The following is a 17311-nucleotide window of genomic DNA, read 5'->3' as shown; positions in this document are numbered from 1 at the left end:
ATGTCGCTTGCTTTATGAAGCCGACGTGAAGAACCATTGAGACCTCGCTCAGGCGCGACCCGCCCAAAGCCAAAGCCCCTAAAGGATCGCTTAAGATTCTCAGGTTGTGTCTCAGGAGACGCCTGTGGTCCTCATTCGTTGGTTGATCGCAGGACAGCGTCTTGAGGAAACCGTTCCCACCAAGGCAGCGCGCCACAGGCGTCATGAACTGGAATCTCAGGGCGCAGTCGTTTACTGGAGTGAACGGCTGGTCGAAACTGGCTGAACACGCACACTGAATCAATCCATAACGCCGCGGCCATGCATCCGTCTTCAGCCCCCGCCGTTCGATCGCTGGCCATGGCTCTCACCGCCGTCATGACAGCGGCTCTGACCGGTGCCTGCCAGAAACGGGCTGACACTCAGCCATCAACAAACATCAGTCACGACGAGCAAATCAGCGAGCTGCAAAACCGTGTCGACCAGCTTGAACGACTGGTCAGCAAAAACATGCCTGGTAGTGATGACAGTGGAGAGCGTGTCCCACCCGGGCCGATCAAATCCATCACCTTCCGCAGCGGCACCGCCGACGATCGGCTGAGGATCTATTGGGAAAATGGCAAAGTCAGCAGCTTGCCCTGCACGCTCGAACAGGGCACATGGGCCTGTGGATAAGCATCTTTAGGGAGTGAATTGGATCACCAGTCACAGCGAGACATGCTTTCTCAGTCCCGAGAAACACCATTCACGAACCATGGGCATCAGGCTGTGAGCGCAGACAGGACACCCATGAACCGACTGCTGACAGCCGCCACTGGGCTTGCGCTCTGCCTGGGAGGCATCGGTGCTGTGCAAGATGCACCCTCTTTGCCAGTCGCACAGCCGAAGGCAGCGAACCTCGCAAGGATGCGAGCGGAGTCTTTGAACGGTGGGCTCGCGTCCTACCGCGCCGCAGCATGCATGTATGAGACAGGGGCAAGCTCATGCCTGATCTCCAAATCGGATCAGGGTTTTCTGTTCGGTTTCCTCGGCGGCCCACCAGGCTGGCAGCAGCAATCTCCCCCGCGTCCCACTTTGGAAACGAGAGTGCTCGTCTCACAAGACGGAGAACGGATCCTGGCTGTTCCTTACAACGGTCCGATCCCCTGAATCCCCGGTCAACAGACCACAACGGATTAGTTGACAGACGCTGTTGCTTTGTCTCCGATAGAAAAGACTTAACTAAGGTCATGAACCTCTCTTCAGTAACCGCCCTGGCTGTGATCGCTGGGACAGGCGCTCTTACAGGCGCCCCAGTCATGGCACAGGCAGCAGTGCCAGCCTCCCAGGTGCGTGCCTTAAATCTGGCGCGCAACACAGCTGTGACCGAGAACGGTGGGCTCAGCGTCTACCGCCCCCAGCCCTGCATGTTCAAGACCAGCTCGGGCGGCGGAGATTGTCTTGTCGATGACTCTCCCAGCGGTTACACCTTCAGCTTCCTTGGTGGAGATCCGGGCTGGCCTGAAGACGGCAGCGATGCCACCACGGAAACCGAAATTCAGATTGCTCCAGACGGTCGCAGTGTCCTCAGCATCATTTACAACGGATCACCGCGCTGATTCCCTTTCAGCAAAAGAGCAAGTGCCTCTGTCCAGCTCTGGGACAGGGGCCATTCCTCACGGCTCGTGAGGCTGAGGGCAATGGCCTTTTCCGCGTAAGCCGCTTCATTGATGAAGACAGGGATAGATCCGTCCGGACCCTCATAGGCAATGGTTGTTCCCTGAGCCGAAACAAACAGCGGATCACCGCAGCGAAGGGGGATCCAATCGCGGTCCTGAAGCTGCGGGTGAATCAGTGCAGCCGCCTCACCTGAAGCATCTCGAGGCAGATCAAGGCTTTTGAGGTGACGGTGGAGCACCAGCTTCTTTGGGTAACAGGCTCGGCCTGAGACGACTTCCGCAATGGCCTCAAACACCGCCTGAAGCGCCAGCTGCGTCTGTTGAACGATGTCATGCCTGCGAACACTTTGAGGCACTGGCCCCACTTCAATCACAAGTCCGCAGGGCCAGCGCTCCACCATGAAACCCTGTTGCGCGACATCGGCTTCATGCAGATAGACCTGTAGCCCCAGAGATGACTGGACCAGCGCAGCTAAGGCCAGGTCAGCTGGCCTGCGGCCGTACACCACCAGGCAGTTACCCATCGCAGCTGTGGTGCTGTGCAGGTCAACCACCAGGTCACAGGGTGTTTGGCCCTCAGGCCCGAACTTGCGCTGCAGTTCCAGAGCTCTCAGCATTTCACGATCGCACTGCTCGGGGTTGGTCGCGCTTTGCTGCAGGAGATCGGGACGGAAGGAACGATTGAGATCGCGATCGCAATAACGACGACCTACGGCGCGGGCCTCCGGATTACCAATCACTGTTTGGACAACACATCCACACGCGTCAATCAGCTCCTTCTGAACAGCCCATTGCTCCAGAAGCCAGGGAGCATTGACTTCATTGCCGTGGGTACCAGCCACCACCAGCACTCGGGGGCTTGCCATCAGGTCGCTGCACTCATCCACAGCCTGAAGGACAATGCCGTGAAACGGAACCGTGATGTCGATTCCTCCACTGATCGTTCGCAGTGTGCGAAAGGGCTGGCAGTGGCAGTGGCAACGCCTGATGACAGGGCTAGGGCCCGCGGATGACCAGGGCAACTACCAAAGGCCAGACAGCGCTCCGATGCAAACGTCGGTCCCGGAGGCAGAGGATCTGAAGGAACGGGACCCAAACCGACGACCGCGGCTGCTGATCGGACGCAGCTGTCCGTGGGCACACCGCACCTGGCTGATGGTGAAGCTGCGAGGTCTTGAGAGCAGTCTCGAGGTGATCACCGCCAAGGCTGACCACGAGGAGGGACGATGGCGACTGGATCCCAGCTGGCTGGGCTGCACCACCCTGTTGGAGCTGTATCGCCGCTGCGGGGCGGAACCCAGTCTGCGAGCGACGGTGCCGGTGCTGGTTGATCCTGGCCGCAACGAACAACACCAGCCACGGCTTCTCGGCAACGACAGCACGCCACTCACCTCGGCTCTGAATCGCTGGCCTACAGCACCTGAAGCCCCCGACCTGGCTCCTGTCAGCCTGCAGGAACGGATTGAAAGCTGGCAGCAGCTTCTACAGCCAGCAGTGAACGACGGGGTTTACCGCTGCGGCTTTGCCCGGAACCAGTCGGCCTACGAACAGGCAAGTGCCGCCATGGCTGATGCTCTTGAGGAGCTTGAACGAAGTCTTAGCAAGGAGGGTCCATGGCTTTGCGGTACAACCCTGACACTTGCCGACGTCCGCCTGTTCCCAACCCTGATTCGCTGGGAGGCTGTCTACGCCCCCCTGTTCGGATGCAGCGCAAAACCCCTTTGGATGCTGCCTGAACTGTGGAAATGGCGACAACGGTTCATGGCTTTGCCTGGAGTGGACGCTACCTGCGACGCTGCAGCCTGGCGCCATGACTACTTCGGCGCCCTCTTTCCTCTGAATCCCGGCGGAATCGTTCCGCAAGGCCCGAAGCTGAGCACACTGGTGAACAGCACCATTCCCCAGCCATGACAACCGCCGATCCCCAGTTCGACGGAATGTATGGACCTTTCACCATCACGTCGACGGATAGAGAGGAGGTTCAGCGTTACAGGATCTGTCTGCTGGTCAGCGGCATCTCACTGAGCGCCGGGCTGCTGCAGTGGTGGCTGGTGGGGGGGCATTGGGCATGGCTTTGGCTTCTGCCTCTTGGCGTCAGCCTCGGGCTGGCCCTGCAGTGGATTCACATTTATCTGCGACCGCTGCATCAAGCGCTGCAGCTGTTTTGGCTGCTTGGCTGTCTGGGGTGGCTGGTGCTGATGCTTCAAACATCAGCCCATGAAGCCCTCAACACGCTGGCAATCCAACCCCGATGGCTCCTGGCCATTGGACCGATGTTTGCAGCTCTTACCGGGATCGGCTTCAAGGAATTCTTCTGCTTTCGTCGTCCGGAGGCCGTGGGCCTCACATTGCTCCTTCCTATAGCTCTTCTGGGACGGCTGCTGGGGCTGGTTGGCAACGGCGCCTGCGGGATGTTGGTGCTGGTCGCCGGGCTGCTGCTGGTCGTGCTCGCCGTGCGGAAATTCGGCATGGATGCAGCAGCTGATGTCGGAGACAAGAGCGTGTTTGCTTATCTAGACGCCCAGCGCGAGGGCGCAGGCTCGTGAGTCTGATCAGCCTGGTTGATGCTTCCAAAGATTTCGGCATCCGAACCCTGTTCGAGGACCTCACGCTGCATATCCGTGAAGGGGACAGGGTTGGATTGATCGGACCGAATGGAGCCGGTAAATCCACTCTTCTGCGGGTTCTGTCAGGAAAGGAACCACTTGGAGGCGGAGAGCGGCGCTGTTCCTCCCGTCTGAGAATTGAGCTGGTTGGTCAGGACAGCACGGTGGAGCCTGGGCTCACCGTGCTGGAACAGGTGCTGGCCGGCTGTGGAGAAAAGCGGGAGCTCCTGCTGCGCTTCAGCGCCGTCTCTGAGGCGGTGGCCCAGTCTCCTGACGACACAACGCTGATGCGAGAACTCGGTGCTCTGAGCGAACGCATGGACGAGGAGGGAGCCTGGGGGCTTGAGCAACAGTGCCAGGAAGTGCTGCAGCGCCTAGGAATCAGCGATCTACACCGCCCGGTGGAGGATTTATCCGGGGGCTATCGCAAGCGAGTGGGCCTGGCCTCGGCACTGGTTGCCGGCCCAGATGTGCTTCTCCTAGACGAACCGACAAACCATCTGGATGCAGCGGCTGTGGAATGGCTGCAGAGCTGGTTGGATCGGTACCCAGGAGCTGTGGTGCTCGTCACCCACGACCGTTATGTGCTCGACCGTGTGACACGCCGAATTGTGGAAGTGGAGAGGGGACAGGCCTCCAGCATTGATGGGAATTACAGCGCTTATCTGCGGCGCAAAGCTGACCAGGAGGTCTCAGAAGCCGCTGAAGCTGCCCGGTTCAAGAGCGTGATGCGACGGGAACTGGCCTGGCTGCGTCAGGGCCCCAAGGCGCGGAGCACCAAGCAGAAAGCTCGGATTCAGCGAATCGAGGAGATGCGGGCAGCACCCCCGAAAACCAATCGCAGCCAACTGGAGATGAGCAGCGTCAGCCGTCGAATCGGCAAGCTCGCGATCGAAGCTGAGCAATTGACGGTCACCGCAGATGGCCAGGCCGACGGCCCGGTCCTTCTGAAGGATTTCACCTACAGCTTCAGTCCCGAGGATCGGGTCGGCATCATCGGACCCAATGGCAGCGGCAAATCCACCCTGCTGGACCTGATCGCCGGACGGCGGCAAGCCACTGCTGGCAGTCTCCGCCTTGGGGAAACAGTGCATCTCGGCTATCTCGATCAACACACCGATGCACTCACAGAAGGGCGTGGACTCGAGCGCAAGGTGATCGAATTCGTCGAAGAGGCCGCATCTCGAATTGATTTAGGAGGAGAGCAACTGAGTGCCTCCCAGCTGTTGGAGCGATTTCTATTCCCGCCCGCTCAGCAGCACAGTCCGCTCAGCAAGTTGTCAGGAGGGGAGCGACGACGGCTGAGTCTGTGTCGAATGCTGATTCAGGCTCCCAACGTTTTGCTGCTGGATGAACCCACCAACGATCTCGATGTTCAAACGCTGAGCGTTCTGGAAGACCTGCTCGAAGACTTTCGCGGATGTGTGGTGGTGGTCTCTCACGACCGCTACTTTCTGGATCGAACCGTCGATCGTCTGTTCTGCTTCGAGCAAGGACGTCTGCAGCGTTTTGAAGGCAACTACAGCGCCTTTCTTGACCATCGCCGGAACCAAGAAAAGAGTGCCGCGGCTGAAGGCAACCGCAATCGCTCCAATGAGGAGCAAACCAGCAAAGAGCTGACTTCGAAGAGCCAGGGTCCACGTCGACGCAGTTTTAAGGAATCACGAGAACTGGAATCACTGGAACATGAACTACCTCTGATGGAGCAGCGCAAAGCAGACCTCGAGCAAGCCATCTCCAGCGGCCAGGGCGATCTCACCAGCCTGAGCCACGATTTGGCCAGCCTGCTGGAAGCGCTCGAAACCAGTGAAGAACGCTGGCTGGAACTCAGTGAACTGGTTCCCTGAGAGAACGGCGACGACGACGGGGATGCGTCAGTTCTCCGCCAGAGTCACCAACCAGACCCACCTTGGAGTTCATCAAGGGAACAGGACAACTCAATGGCGTGGAGGTGCGACCACTCCACGGCGCAGGTCTCACTGCCCGACCAGAGGCTTCCGCCAGTTTCATCACGGTGGGGCGGTAATCGTCCGCTGAGCGATGCAAGGCCATCTGGTCACCCATGCGACGCAGGTAAAGATCATGCGACCAAAAAATCTGGTTGTGCTCGAAGGCCTCGCAGGCGGCCTGTAGTGAGCTGAAGCGCTGACTCACCAGCCCGGAAGGAGCACATTGCTTCCACTCAAGAACCTCCTGAAAGCTCAGACCGCAACGCCATTGACGCTGTTCTGAGAGATAGCAGAAGTTCTCCGGACCATTAATCCAGAACATGCGGCCCTCTTCATCCATGAAGTGGCGCCCCTGTCGTTGCCTGATTCGCACCATGACCACGAACCCTTTCTTCTTTGCTGGTAGCCGAGGTCACCCGACCAGGTCATGAGTGTTGATACGGAAACGAGGTCTGATGTCTGGCAGCTGGCAGCACGGCGCAACGGCCGTATGGTGTGGGCGTCGAAATTGGTTGGGACACGCCAACGACTCCATGAAATCCATCGACGAACACATCAAGAAGGACCAGAGCGAGCTCGAAGCTGCCATGGCAGAGGGCAACGATGCCAAGGTTCGCCACTTCAGCGAAGAGCTTGAGTCCCTGCAGGACTACAAGAAGGAGCATCCCGGCGACAGCCACGATCCCACTCCCATTGAGCTCTATTGCGAAAACAACCCGGAAGCTGATGAGTGCCGCGTTTATGACGACTGAATCGTGAGCTGCACGATCAACTCAATAAAAAAGCGGGGATCATTTCCCGCTTTTTTATTGAGCAGCCACGATCAAGGGCCCGGCATGGTGAACCATGCCGCGTGGGTCACTGATCTTCGTTGAAATCGGCAGGGCTGCCTGTGAGGCTGCACACCACGGCTTCCTCTGGCTTCATGGCATGCACTCCGGCAATTGGACGACCGCGACGGCGCAGGGCCTCGATTTGCTGGGGCGTTTGACAGCGAGCGATCAACTGGCCCTGGTTGTCGAAACAGGTGAAGAAGGTCATCGGACGTTCTCTCATTGTTCCCGTTATCGCCATCCAACGCTGAACGCACAAGTCTTCGTTGGAGCCCGAACACGCTTCTCGACAAATGGATGAAGTCAATGGATGAAGCGAATGGCTCAGACGCCAAGTTCCATCCAGACCTGATTCAACAGATCTTTCAGTCCTTGACCCATCACAGCTGAAATCAACAGTGGCCTTCGGCCACTTTCTTGTTCCAGAACCTCCACTAATGCGTCGCGACCCGACTCATCCAGAAGCTCAAGCTTGTTCACGACGAGCAAGCGCTGACGATCCACTAGGCCATGGCCATAAGCCTCTAACTCCTTCTCCACCACCTTCAGATCACCCAGCGGATCATCCGCCCCTCCATCCACCACGTGAATCAGCAGGCGGGTGCGCTCGATGTGGCGAAGAAAATCATGCCCGAGTCCGGCACCCTGGGCGGCACCGGCAATCAGGCCAGGAATATCGGCAAAGACCGTGCCATCTCCGGTCGGACGGCGCACCACACCGAGATTGGGCACCAAGGTAGTGAAGGGGTAATCGGCGATCTTGGGACGGGCTGCAGACAAGACGCTGATCAACGTGCTTTTGCCGGCATTAGGCAAACCGATGATCCCGACCTCGGCCAGCAGCTTCAATTCAAGCTGGAGAGGCCACTCCTCTCCGTCGCGACCTTCAGTGCACTTTTCGGGCGCACGGTTGCGGTTGCTCAGATAGTGGGCATTTCCCAGACCGCCGCGGCCTCCGAACGCCACCATGAGTTGCTCTCCAGGCGCGGTCAGATCACCCATGAGGATGCCGGTGGTGAGATGTCGCACCTCCGTTCCGCAGGGAACATGAATGACCAGAGGCTGGCCAGACGCACCGGTACAGCGATTGGGGCCGCCCCGACGACCATCAGTACCGGCAAACAATCGCTTGTACTTGAAATCCAGCAGCGTCTGAAGATTCGAGTCAGCCTCGAGGACCACGTGGGATCCATGCCCCCCATCACCGCCTGAGGGACCACCGGCTGGAACGTACTTCTCACGACGGAAGGCCACGATGCCATCACCCCCACGGCCGCCACGGACGGTGATGCGCGCCTGGTCGATGAACTGCACGAAAAGCTTCGATCGGGACCAGTCACCAACCCTAGGATCGCAAGGCACGGGAGATTGAGCTTGGCCGGCGTTCGCTTCGAGGCGCTCAGCAAGAGCTATCCAGGTCGTGGTGGTGAGGGGCCCGTCGAGGTGATTCGTGACCTCTCACTGTCGATTGAAGATGGTGAATTTCTGGTTCTGGTCGGTCCTTCCGGCTGCGGTAAGAGCACCTTGCTCAGGCTGATGGCAGGCCTTGAGACACCCAGTGCGGGTGAAATCCTGGTGGGGCAGCAAGCTGTAACCAAGCTGAGGCCTGCTAAGCGCAATGTGGCGATGGTGTTCCAGAGCTATGCGCTGTATCCGCATCTCAGCGTTCGCGACAACCTCGGGTTCGGACTGCGTCGCAGCCGCCGCCGCCGTGCCATCGAGCAGCTCCATGACCAATTGCATCGCAGCACACGCGAGCTGCCGCGCCTGCTTCAAGTCCGATCTGAACGGGAAGCGAAGGTGGAGCATCGGGTGCTGGAGGTGGCCCGGGCTCTCGAATTGGATCAACTGCTGGATCGACGGCCCAAGGAGTTATCCGGTGGTCAGAAACAACGGGTGGCTCTCGGGCGAGCCATGGCGCGTCAGCCGGATGTCTTTCTGATGGACGAACCGCTGAGCAATCTCGATGCCAAGCTGCGCGGCAGCACCCGTACTCGCATCGTGGACCTCCAGCGTCAGCTGGGGACCACCACTCTCTACGTGACCCACGATCAGGTGGAGGCCATGACCATGGGTCACCGGATCGCCGTGCTCAATCAGGGTCGGCTTCAGCAACTGGGCACACCGATGGAGCTCTACCGCTGGCCATCAAACCTGTTTGTGGCTCAGTTCATCGGCAGCCCTCCCATGAATGTGCTGCCAGTCCAGGTGGGTCGCAGCCAGACACTCCACCTGGGCGAACGCCGGGTGAGTGTGGAGGGTCCCCTCAGTGCGGCATTGGCAGGTCTCGAGGGCCAACGGCTCCATGGCGGCATTCGTCCCGAAGATCTCAAGGTGGCACCTGCCACCAACCGAAACCTGCAGGCAGACGTCAGTCACAGTGAAGTGCTGGGCAACGAACAGCTGATCACTTGCAGGCTGCTCGATGGGGAACACTTGGTGCAGGTCAGGGCAGATCCGGGTCTCAGAGCAATACCAGGCAGTCGTATTCATCTCGATGCTGATCCCCATGGGTGGCGCCTATTTGACGACCAGGGGGACGCCATTCCCATGCCGACACCCCCATCAGAACGAGACGACACACCGGTGCTTCCCAATCTGACCTGAAGCGAAGCCCTCTTCAGTGCACCCAGATGACACTGCATCCAGCGCCACCATCACCCTGCTCAGCATCCAGCACACGCTCCACGTAGTCCAGTGAAGCCAACCAGTCACGCAAGCCACGTTTGAGGCGACCGGTGCCGATGCCATGGATCACCCAAACAGGGCCATTTGCCCCTCGCAGAACGTCGTCAACAGCAGCCTCAGCTTCATGCACACGCATGCCACGCACATCAATTGTGTTGCGTGAGGTCCGCACCTCAGCAGCGCCACTGCCTCGGCGCGCCTTGATCTGAACCACTGGTGCTGGAGGTTCAGGTTTGCGGCCATCAAGACTCTCCACAGCTGAAAGCTCAACGGTGCTTCGCATCACCCCACAGCGCACATTCAGCTGCAAGCCATCGTCGGAAACAGCCAGCACCTCAGCAGCTTTGCCGAGTGCCAGAACACGGATGCGATCACCCACCTGAGGGCGCCAACCCAGATGCTGCCGTCGCTCTTGCTCAGGTCGATGACGGTCCTCGAGCTTGCGCAGACGCTGACCAGCTTTCCGTGCCGTTTCACCATCGGCCTGATCGTCACGGAGACGACGGATGAGCTGCCGTACTTCCTTCTGCCCTGAGCGAATCGAGGTCTCGAGGCGCTGCCTGCCCCGTTCCTGCCGTTCAGCGGAATGTTGTTTCTGTGTCTCCCAACGCTTCAGCAGTTCTTCATGCAGAAGTTCAGTTCGGGCCAACAAGGCAGCTGCATCCTCGGCAGCAGCCTGCTGACGCTGACGTTGTTCCTCTAGTCCACGGATCACAGTGTTGGCTTCCCCATCCCCGCGTGGTGAGAGAAGGCTGCGAGCTTGATCAATCACCCCTGCATCTAGACCGAGCCGCGTGGCGATGGCGAGAGCATTACTTCGACCAGGAATTCCCCAGAGCAAGTGGTACGTCGGAGAGAGGCTTTCACTATCGAAAGCAACCGAAGCATTCTCAAAACGGGGATCGTTGTACTTGAGAGCCTTGAGCTCACCAAAATGGGTCGTGGCCACGGTGAGCCTGGCACGATCTGCCAGCTCACGTAACAAAGCCGTGGCCAGAGCACTGCCTTCGCTGGGATCAGTCCCAGCTCCCACTTCATCAAGCAGCACCAAAGCAGGAGCTGGACTCGAGCCGATCGACTCCAGAATGCTACTGATGCGCTTGATATGGCCACTAAAGGTGGACAAACTCTGCTGCAGTGATTGCTCATCGCCGATATCAGCGAGAACCTGGGCACACCAAGGCAGGGTTGGGCTGCCAGTGCAGGGGAGCCAGAGCCCTGCACGTGCCATCAGTGCAGCAAGCCCAAGACTTTTGAGCGTGACGGTCTTGCCACCGGTGTTAGGGCCCGTGATCGCAACCACCCTCAGAGAAGCCGAGACATCAACGCTGACGGGAACGACCGATGGCCCCTGCTCTTTGCGCTCCTGCCACACCAGCAGAGGATGACGCAAATTCTGCAGTGTGAACGGAGCATCACTTGCGGCCTCGAGCCGAGGGGGAACAGCACCTAGCCATTGCCCGTAACGACCTCGTGCCAGAGCCACATCTAGCTCCAACAGCACCGCCATCAGTGCGAGCAAACCATCGACCTGCTCAGAAACAGCAGCACTGAGTTCAGCGAGAACACGCTGCTCCTCCTCACGGATCCTGCCGTCGAGATCCGCCAACCGATTCCCCAGATCGACAACCGACTTGGGCTCGACGAACACTGTGCTGCCCGAGGCAGAACTGTCATGAACCATGCCTGGACACTGGCCACCAGCTCCAGCTTTCACAGCGAGCACAGGTCGTCCATGCCGCTGAGCGATCACCGTGTCATGAAGATGTGCTGCCCAGCGGCGGATCACATCCTGCAACTTGTCGCGCCTGCGTGACCGCAGCTCTTGCCATTGCCGACGGAGTCCCTCCAGCGAGGCACTGGCGCGATCGGCGACGCGACCTCCTTCTTCAATGGCGAACTTCAGGCGTTGTTCCAGCTCCGGCAAGGTGGCCACATCCGAGAGCAGAGCAGTGCACACCGGCCTGAGATCAGGGTCATCGATCTGTCGGCGCAGACGACGCGCTGCAGCCAGGGTGTCGGCAACTGCGAGCAGCTCCTCACCGGAGGCAACACCTCCCTTGCTGCAACGCAGCAGAATCCGATCAAGATCAGCCACCCCTTGGAAGCTGAGGCCTCCATCTAAAAGGCCATCCAGGCTTGCCATCTCCTGCGTTTTCGCCTGAAGGATGAGGCTTTCAGGAAGAGATTCCGGCAGTAAACCTTGGCAGCAGTGACGTCGCCCCTGGAGCGTGCTGGTGAAGGTAGAGAGATGCTGGCAGAGGCGCGGCCACTCGAGCAGCTCCAGTGTTTCTTCAAGGGCGGACATCAATCGGGCTGAGCGACTCCAGGTTGATTGGTGGGGATTCCCCCTGGAGGCTCATAGAGCATCTCCAACCAGTTGCCTTCGGGATCGCGTAGGTAAAAGGATGCCGTGCCGTCGCGATGGTCATGAACACCACCCACCGCGACACCTGAAGCCTTCAAGCGGTCATGAACGACATCCACTTCTGCACGATCGCGGAAATGGAAGGCGAAATGGGGACCTGCAGCCTTGTATTTAGGGCCCAGCAAAGCCAGACCATCGCGGGAATCACCAGCTTCGAGGTAGCACCAGTCGTTGGCCTCCCAAACCATGCGCATGCCTAGGCCGGTGTAAAAACTCACAGCTCGTTCCATGTCGCTGACGCGGATGGCGACATGACCAAGGCGCTGCACGGCAGACATGAACGATCTCATTCAGCCCACATATTCTGTAGGTCGCAGACCCCGGAGCGGTGGCCTGACTGTGAATTCAATCCAGGAACGGATCGAAAGCCCTCAGAAACGAACGAGTGCTCAGGCGAACCACACCAGAGACTGCCAATCTCAGCTCCTGGTCAACAAGATCATCCCTGCTTTAACCATTCAGCGGCATCGCAAGCGTGATAAGTGAGGATCAGATCAGCTCCAGCCCTTTTAAAGCTGAGCAGCGTCTCGAGAACCACGGATCGCTCATCAATCCATCCCTTCTCGGCCGCTGCCTTGACCATCGAATATTCACCACTGACGTTGTAGGCAGCGATGGGCAGCTCCGACTCCAAACGGAGTCGATGAATGATGTCGAGGTAAGCAAGACCTGGCTTCACCATCATGATGTCGGCCCCTTCCTGTTCATCGAGTTGGGCCTCTGTGATGGCTTCCCTGGCATTGGCAGGATCCATCTGATAAGTGTCCTTGTTTTTAGGAATCGGCTTGCTACCCGTCGCGCGCGGGGCTGAATCCAGTGCTTCGCGAAAGGGGCCGTAATAAGCGGATGAATATTTAGCCGTGTAGCTGATCACACCGACATGCTCAAAGCCTTCATCGTCAAGGGCTTCGCGGATGGCACCGACTCGACCATCCATCATGTCGCTGGGCCCGATGAGATCAGCACCTGCACGGGCCTGCATCACAGCCTGTTTGCAAAGCTGCTCAATGGTTTCATCGTTGAGCACAACGCCTTGCTCACTCACGATGCCGTCATGGCCATCACAGGAGTAAGGATCCAGGGCGACATCCGTCATGATCGCCATCTCAGGGATCTCCTGTTTCAGCTGGCGGATTGCACGAGGGATCAGACCATTTTCGTTAAAGCACTCAGCCCCGTCCTCAGTTTTAAGTCCTTCAGCCACCTTGGGGAAAAGCACCACGCAACGGATGCCCAGATCCCAGGCACGTTTCACCTCACCAGTGAGTTGATCAAGGCTCCAGCGACTGGAGCCCGGCATGGCGCCAATCGGCTCCACTCCAGCACCTTCATGCACAAACAACGGATAAATGAAGTCTGCTGGGGAGAGAGTGTTTTCACGGACCATGGCTCGCAACGCCGGCGAGCGGCGCAGGCGACGCGGGCGGTAGGTGAGGTCCATCAGCAGCCTTGATCGGTGCAGGAGATCGTAAGCGTCAACAGCCGTCAGGGTCTCAAAGACGAGCGCTCTGTAGCCAGTCGCTACGGGGATCGTCGGTTCGGGCTTCTCTGAGCTGCTCCAGCAGATTGCGCTGCTGATCCGACCATTGGCTGGGCCACTGCACGCTGAGATTGAGGAGCAGATCACCACGACCGGCTTTCAAGGGCCAACCTTTCCCTTTCAGACGCAGGCTCCTGCCAGGCGATGTACCGACGGGAATCGAAACCTCAGCCTCACCGTCAGGTGTCATGACCTTCACCAGGCCACCTAGAGCAAGCTCATCAATGGAGACGGGCAGGTCCGCACGTAGCTGATCACCATCGAGACGCCAGACCGGGTGCGCCTGCACCTCGAGATTGAGATAGAGATCTCCGCGGCGTCCGGTTCCCGGCTGCAAATTCCCCTTGCCTTTGAGCCGAAGCCTGGATCCTGTTTTGACCCCGGCAGGGATCCTGACTTGAACCCTCTCATCATTCACAGAGAGAGTTCGCTCAGCACCGCGGAAAGCCTCGGCGAAGGTCACTTTCACACTGGCTTCAGCATCGAGATTCAAGGGAGTCCTCGAAGCCCCTCGGGGGAAACCACCACCGCCGGCGAATCCGCCTGGAGCGCCTCCAAAGCCTGCATTACCAGGGCCGCCGAAACGACCCAGCAGGTCATTGATGAAATCGTCGAAGTTGCCGTAGCGGCCAAAATCAACATCAAACCCTCCGGCACCCGCTCCAGCACCAGGAGCTCCGGCCTGATTCCAGTACTGACCAAACTGTTCATATCTGCGGCGCTTATCCGGATCGGAAAGCACCTCATAGGCTTCGCTCACCTCCTTGAATTTGGCCTCAGCATTGGCATCGCCGGGATTCACATCGGGGTGATATTGACGCGCCAACTTGCGAAAAGCCCGCTTGATCGCATCGGCATCAGCACTGCGCTCTACCCCGAGCACCTTGAAGTAATCGCGGTATCCACTGCCGGCCATGGTGATCGCTGCGCTCCAAGAGCTCCGATTGGTCTCAGTGTCCCAGTTCCGTCCGGGGTTCGGCACCGATGAAGGAGGCCGGATGCCCGTACGTCGGAACGCACGTACATTTCGCAAATGCTCAAAGTTCTTCTGCTTGGCGCACTCAGCAGCCTCAACATCGCCTTCATTGGCAGTGGCACAGCCAAAGCAGGTCCCGATCCCGGCGCTCTGGCTGACTTTCTGAGCCGAACCAAGGTCATTTATTACGGTTCCTGGCGCTGCCCAGCATGTCAGTACCAAACACGACTATTTGGCGATGCGGCAATCCGTCTTCCCTACGTGGAATGCGGGAAACCCGAGGAACTACCAATCCAAGCGGCTGCCTGCAAACAAGAGGAAATCCGGGCTTATCCCACCTGGATCCTGCCCAACGGTGAGCGGCGGGAAGGTGTGCAATCCCTGGAGGGCCTAAGGATCTGGTCTGGAATGCCCCGGACCCCCTAACACGATGACCGCGAGCAGGCGTTCCCTGATCAACGGCTTTCAATGGCGACACTGGCGGGGAGATCTCACAGGTGGTGTCACTGCTGCAGTCGTGGCACTGCCACTGGCCCTGGCATTCGGCAATGCAGCGCTAGGCCCAGGAGGGGCGATTTACGGTCTCTACGGAGCGATCATCACAGGCTTTTTTGCGGCACTGTTTGGCGGAACACCGGCCCAAGTGAGCGGACCTACAGGCCCGATGAGTGTCACGGTGGCAGGTGTGGTCAGCAGTCTCGCGGCAGTCGGAGCAAGCCGGGAGCTCAGCCAGGGAGACATGCTTGCCATGGTGATGGCCGCAGTCGTTCTTGGAGGATTACTGCAGATCCTGATGGGGGTGCTTCGCCTCGGGCGATACATCACTCTGGTTCCCTATTCCGTGGTCTCCGGGTTCATGTCGGGGATCGGCGTGATCATTCTGTGCCTCCAGATTGGCCCTCTGTTGGGGATCAGCAGCCAGGGAGGAGTGGTGTCCTCGCTGCAAATGGTGAGCAGCAATTTCACGCCCAACCCCGCAGCAGTGGCGGTCGGCATCGCGACACTGGTTGTGGTGTTCGCCGCACCAAGACGGGTGACCAAAGTGATCCCCTCACCATTGTTGGGGCTTCTGCTGATCACGCCACTCGCACTGTGGCTATTTCCAGAAGACCTACCACGCATCGGTTCGATCCCTGAAGGAGGACTGAGGTTCAGCGCTCCAAACTGGAGCAACCACCTCCCGCTCTTACTCAAAGCGGGTTTGGTGCTTGCTGTGCTCGGAGCGATTGACTCGTTACTCACATCGCTAGTGGCTGACAACATCAGCCAAACCCGCCATCGATCAGACCGGGAACTGGTGGGTCAAGGCATTGCCAACGGCATCTCAGGACTGTTCAGCGGGCTCCCAGGTGCAGGGGCAACGATGAGAACTGTGATCAACATCCGATCAGGCGGACGAACACCGCTGTCAGGCATGACGCACTCCGTGATGCTGCTTGTCTTGTTGCTAGGAGCCGGCCCTCTTGCCGAAAGCATCCCAACAGCACTGCTGGCGGGAATCCTGATCAAGGTCGGGCTGGACATCATCGACTGGGGCTTCCTGCTTCGAGCTCACAGGCTGTCGTACAAAACGGCACTGGTGATGTGGGGAGTCCTCTTGATGACGGTGTTCTGGGATCTCATCGGGGCCGTTCTTGTAGGAATGTTCGTGGCCAATTTGCTAACGATTGAATCGCTGACGAATCATCAGCTCGGCAACATGAACACCGGAACGGGGCATCTGACGACGCAAGAGCAGGGTTTAATGAAACGCTGTGGTGATGATCTAATTCTGTTCCGAATGCAAGGCCCGCTAAGTTTCGGTGCAGCGAAGGGAATTAGTGAACGAATGATGCTTGTAAGGCAATACAAAGTGCTACTTCTCGACATCACAGATGTGCCACATCTAGGCGTCACAGCAAGCCTTGCCATCGAGAGAATGGTTAAAGAGGCTGAACGACAGCAGCGCAGAGTCCTGGTGACGGGGGCAAGCGGGAAAGTCAAACAAAGGCTGGCGCAATTTGGAATCAAACATCTAATCGACGAAAGGCTTGAAGCATTAGATCAAGCAGTGCACTGGATCAACAAGACAAACAACTGACTCCAGGAATAAGACGAAATACCCTTAGAAAACAAGGCAAGTCATTAAGAGGCAAAGAGAAAATTTATCAATAAATCAATGAACAGCGAAGCAAGTCTGAAGCGGAATGCAAACAGCAACATATCACAAGTGAACAGAAGACTGAATAAAAATCATCAGCACAATAATGGCCATCCAGGCCACAAGCTAAACCCATGACAATCGATACATAGTCAAGTAAAAGCAAAAGCGGCGATAAGACCAGCGAAGGATAAAGTTACGCCAGAAAGAAAGTTAGTCATGGCATTGACGGGAAAGCAAGCCCTGGAAGCGTTTATTGACTACATCGAATCTGATTCACTGAATCGCAAGAAATGGCTGCAGCGCGTCAGAGAGGCTGGATTCGATCAGGCATTGTCGGAATACCGTGAAATGACATCGCCAAAAGGGATGCCGTTGCAGATGTGACGAGAGTCGCGCTAAAAACAGCAAGTTCAACACAAAATGTCACAAGCTTGTAGCAAAATTACAGGCAAGCGTGTCACATAGAACTAAGAAGCGCGTCAAAAGCGGGAACAACCTTGGCCTGAAGCAA

20 protein-coding genes and 1 pseudogene are annotated in these 17311 nt (G+C 58.1%); 13 read left to right on the top strand and 8 right to left on the bottom strand.

The annotated features are described in order from the left end of the window. Positions 1–106: 106 nt before the first annotated feature. From DXY37_RS13400 to DXY37_RS10755, 4 genes are all read left to right on the top strand, one after another. Positions 107–265, top strand: a complete 159-nt coding sequence (locus DXY37_RS13400) for a hypothetical protein (RefSeq protein WP_170951850.1) — start codon at positions 107–109, stop codon at positions 263–265. 74 nt (positions 266–339) lie between these two features. Next, the gene (locus DXY37_RS10765) at positions 340–654 is read left to right on the top strand and encodes a hypothetical protein (RefSeq protein ID WP_244277091.1); all 315 of its coding nucleotides are present in this window, start codon (positions 340–342) and stop codon (positions 652–654) included. 114 nt (positions 655–768) lie between these two features. Then, positions 769–1128 (top strand): hypothetical protein, encoded by a 360-nt coding sequence (locus DXY37_RS10760; RefSeq protein ID WP_244277089.1) that lies wholly within the window; start codon positions 769–771, stop codon positions 1126–1128. 80 nt (positions 1129–1208) lie between these two features. Then, entirely contained in the window at positions 1209–1577 is a 369-nt protein-coding gene (locus DXY37_RS10755) for a hypothetical protein (RefSeq protein ID WP_115126670.1), read from the top strand. Here DXY37_RS10755 and DXY37_RS10750 read toward each other — a convergent pair. Further along, a complete protein-coding gene (locus tag DXY37_RS10750) occupies positions 1556–2503 on the bottom strand; it encodes an aspartoacylase (protein ID WP_115126688.1) in 948 nt (315 codons plus the stop codon). The two genes, DXY37_RS10755 and DXY37_RS10750, sit on opposite strands and share 22 nt — an antisense overlap. Before the next feature lie 55 nt (positions 2504–2558). On the opposite strand from DXY37_RS10750, the gene DXY37_RS10745 reads away from it, so the two are divergent. The 4 genes and pseudogenes from DXY37_RS10745 to DXY37_RS10735 all read left to right on the top strand — a co-directional run bounded on the left by DXY37_RS10745 (position 2559) and on the right by DXY37_RS10735 (position 6090). Beyond that, positions 2559–3548, top strand: coding sequence for a glutathione S-transferase C-terminal domain-containing protein (locus tag DXY37_RS10745; protein ID WP_115126669.1), 990 nt, complete (start codon positions 2559–2561; stop codon positions 3546–3548). Continuing rightward, complete coding sequence (locus DXY37_RS10740) at positions 3545–4183, top strand: DUF2301 domain-containing membrane protein (protein WP_115126668.1); 639 nt, start codon at positions 3545–3547, stop codon at positions 4181–4183. Before DXY37_RS10745 ends, DXY37_RS10740 begins: the two co-directional genes overlap by 4 nt. A gap of 62 nt (positions 4184–4245) precedes the next feature. Continuing rightward, a pseudogene (locus DXY37_RS13805) lies at positions 4246–4680 on the top strand (ATP-binding cassette domain-containing protein); the annotation flags it as partial. Beyond that, complete coding sequence (locus tag DXY37_RS10735) at positions 4678–6090, top strand: ABC-F family ATP-binding cassette domain-containing protein (RefSeq protein ID WP_371638125.1); 1413 nt, start codon at positions 4678–4680, stop codon at positions 6088–6090. The pseudogene DXY37_RS13805 and the gene DXY37_RS10735, both read left to right, overlap by 3 nt. Here the strand turns inward: DXY37_RS10735 and DXY37_RS10730 are convergent. Beyond that, positions 6071–6568 carry a hypothetical protein gene (locus DXY37_RS10730; RefSeq protein ID WP_115126666.1) on the bottom strand — a complete coding sequence of 166 codons (498 nt, stop codon included), beginning with the start codon at positions 6566–6568 and terminating at the stop codon, positions 6071–6073. The two genes, DXY37_RS10735 and DXY37_RS10730, sit on opposite strands and share 20 nt — an antisense overlap. Positions 6569–6725: 157 nt before the next feature. On the opposite strand from DXY37_RS10730, the gene DXY37_RS10725 reads away from it, so the two are divergent. Beyond that, positions 6726–6944 carry a CP12 domain-containing protein gene (locus tag DXY37_RS10725; RefSeq protein ID WP_115126665.1) on the top strand — a complete coding sequence of 73 codons (219 nt, stop codon included), beginning with the start codon at positions 6726–6728 and terminating at the stop codon, positions 6942–6944. A gap of 106 nt (positions 6945–7050) precedes the next feature. Here DXY37_RS10725 and DXY37_RS10720 read toward each other — a convergent pair whose 3' ends face one another. After that, positions 7051–7233: a hypothetical protein gene (locus tag DXY37_RS10720; RefSeq protein WP_115126687.1), complete on the bottom strand. Its 183-nt coding sequence runs from the start codon at positions 7231–7233 to the stop codon at positions 7051–7053. Positions 7234–7349: 116 nt separating this feature from the next. Then, positions 7350–8339, bottom strand: a complete 990-nt coding sequence (gene cgtA, locus DXY37_RS10715) for an Obg family GTPase CgtA (protein WP_115126685.1) — start codon at positions 8337–8339, stop codon at positions 7350–7352. Between the two features lie 60 nt (positions 8340–8399). Between cgtA and DXY37_RS10710 the strand changes: the two genes are divergently transcribed. Then, a complete protein-coding gene (locus tag DXY37_RS10710; RefSeq protein WP_115126686.1) occupies positions 8400–9632 on the top strand; it encodes an ABC transporter ATP-binding protein in 1233 nt (410 codons plus the stop codon). A gap of 13 nt (positions 9633–9645) precedes the next feature. On the opposite strand, the gene DXY37_RS10705 is transcribed toward DXY37_RS10710, so the two are convergent. From DXY37_RS10705 to DXY37_RS10690, 4 genes are all read right to left on the bottom strand, one after another. Next, positions 9646–12021 (bottom strand): endonuclease MutS2, encoded by a 2376-nt coding sequence (locus DXY37_RS10705; RefSeq protein ID WP_115126664.1) that lies wholly within the window; start codon positions 12019–12021, stop codon positions 9646–9648. Next, entirely contained in the window at positions 12021–12419 is a 399-nt protein-coding gene (locus tag DXY37_RS10700; RefSeq protein WP_067096422.1) for a VOC family protein, read from the bottom strand. Before DXY37_RS10700 ends, DXY37_RS10705 begins: the two co-directional genes overlap by 1 nt. Positions 12420–12580: 161 nt before the next feature. Then, entirely contained in the window at positions 12581–13582 is a 1002-nt protein-coding gene (hemB, locus tag DXY37_RS10695; RefSeq protein ID WP_115126663.1) for a porphobilinogen synthase, read from the bottom strand. 52 nt (positions 13583–13634) lie between these two features. Next, positions 13635–14597: a DnaJ C-terminal domain-containing protein gene (locus DXY37_RS10690; protein ID WP_115126662.1), complete on the bottom strand. Its 963-nt coding sequence runs from the start codon at positions 14595–14597 to the stop codon at positions 13635–13637. A 117-nt stretch (positions 14598–14714) separates the two neighbouring features. On the opposite strand from DXY37_RS10690, the gene DXY37_RS10685 reads away from it, so the two are divergent. The 3 genes from DXY37_RS10685 (at position 14715) to DXY37_RS13395 (ending at position 17184) form a co-directional block, all read left to right on the top strand. Further along, positions 14715–15083 carry a hypothetical protein gene (locus DXY37_RS10685; protein WP_115126661.1) on the top strand — a complete coding sequence of 123 codons (369 nt, stop codon included), beginning with the start codon at positions 14715–14717 and terminating at the stop codon, positions 15081–15083. 4 nt (positions 15084–15087) lie between these two features. Then, positions 15088–16737 (top strand): SulP family inorganic anion transporter, encoded by a 1650-nt coding sequence (locus tag DXY37_RS10680; RefSeq protein WP_115126660.1) that lies wholly within the window; start codon positions 15088–15090, stop codon positions 16735–16737. Positions 16738–17016: 279 nt separating this feature from the next. Further along, complete coding sequence (locus DXY37_RS13395) at positions 17017–17184, top strand: hypothetical protein (RefSeq protein WP_170951860.1); 168 nt, start codon at positions 17017–17019, stop codon at positions 17182–17184. The last annotated feature ends 127 nt before the right edge of the window (positions 17185–17311 follow it).

This window comes from Synechococcus sp. GEYO, from assembly GCF_900473955.1.
Taxonomy (GTDB): domain Bacteria; phylum Cyanobacteriota; class Cyanobacteriia; order PCC-6307; family Cyanobiaceae; genus Synechococcus_C.
This window is presented reverse-complemented; position numbering and strand designations above follow the sequence as displayed.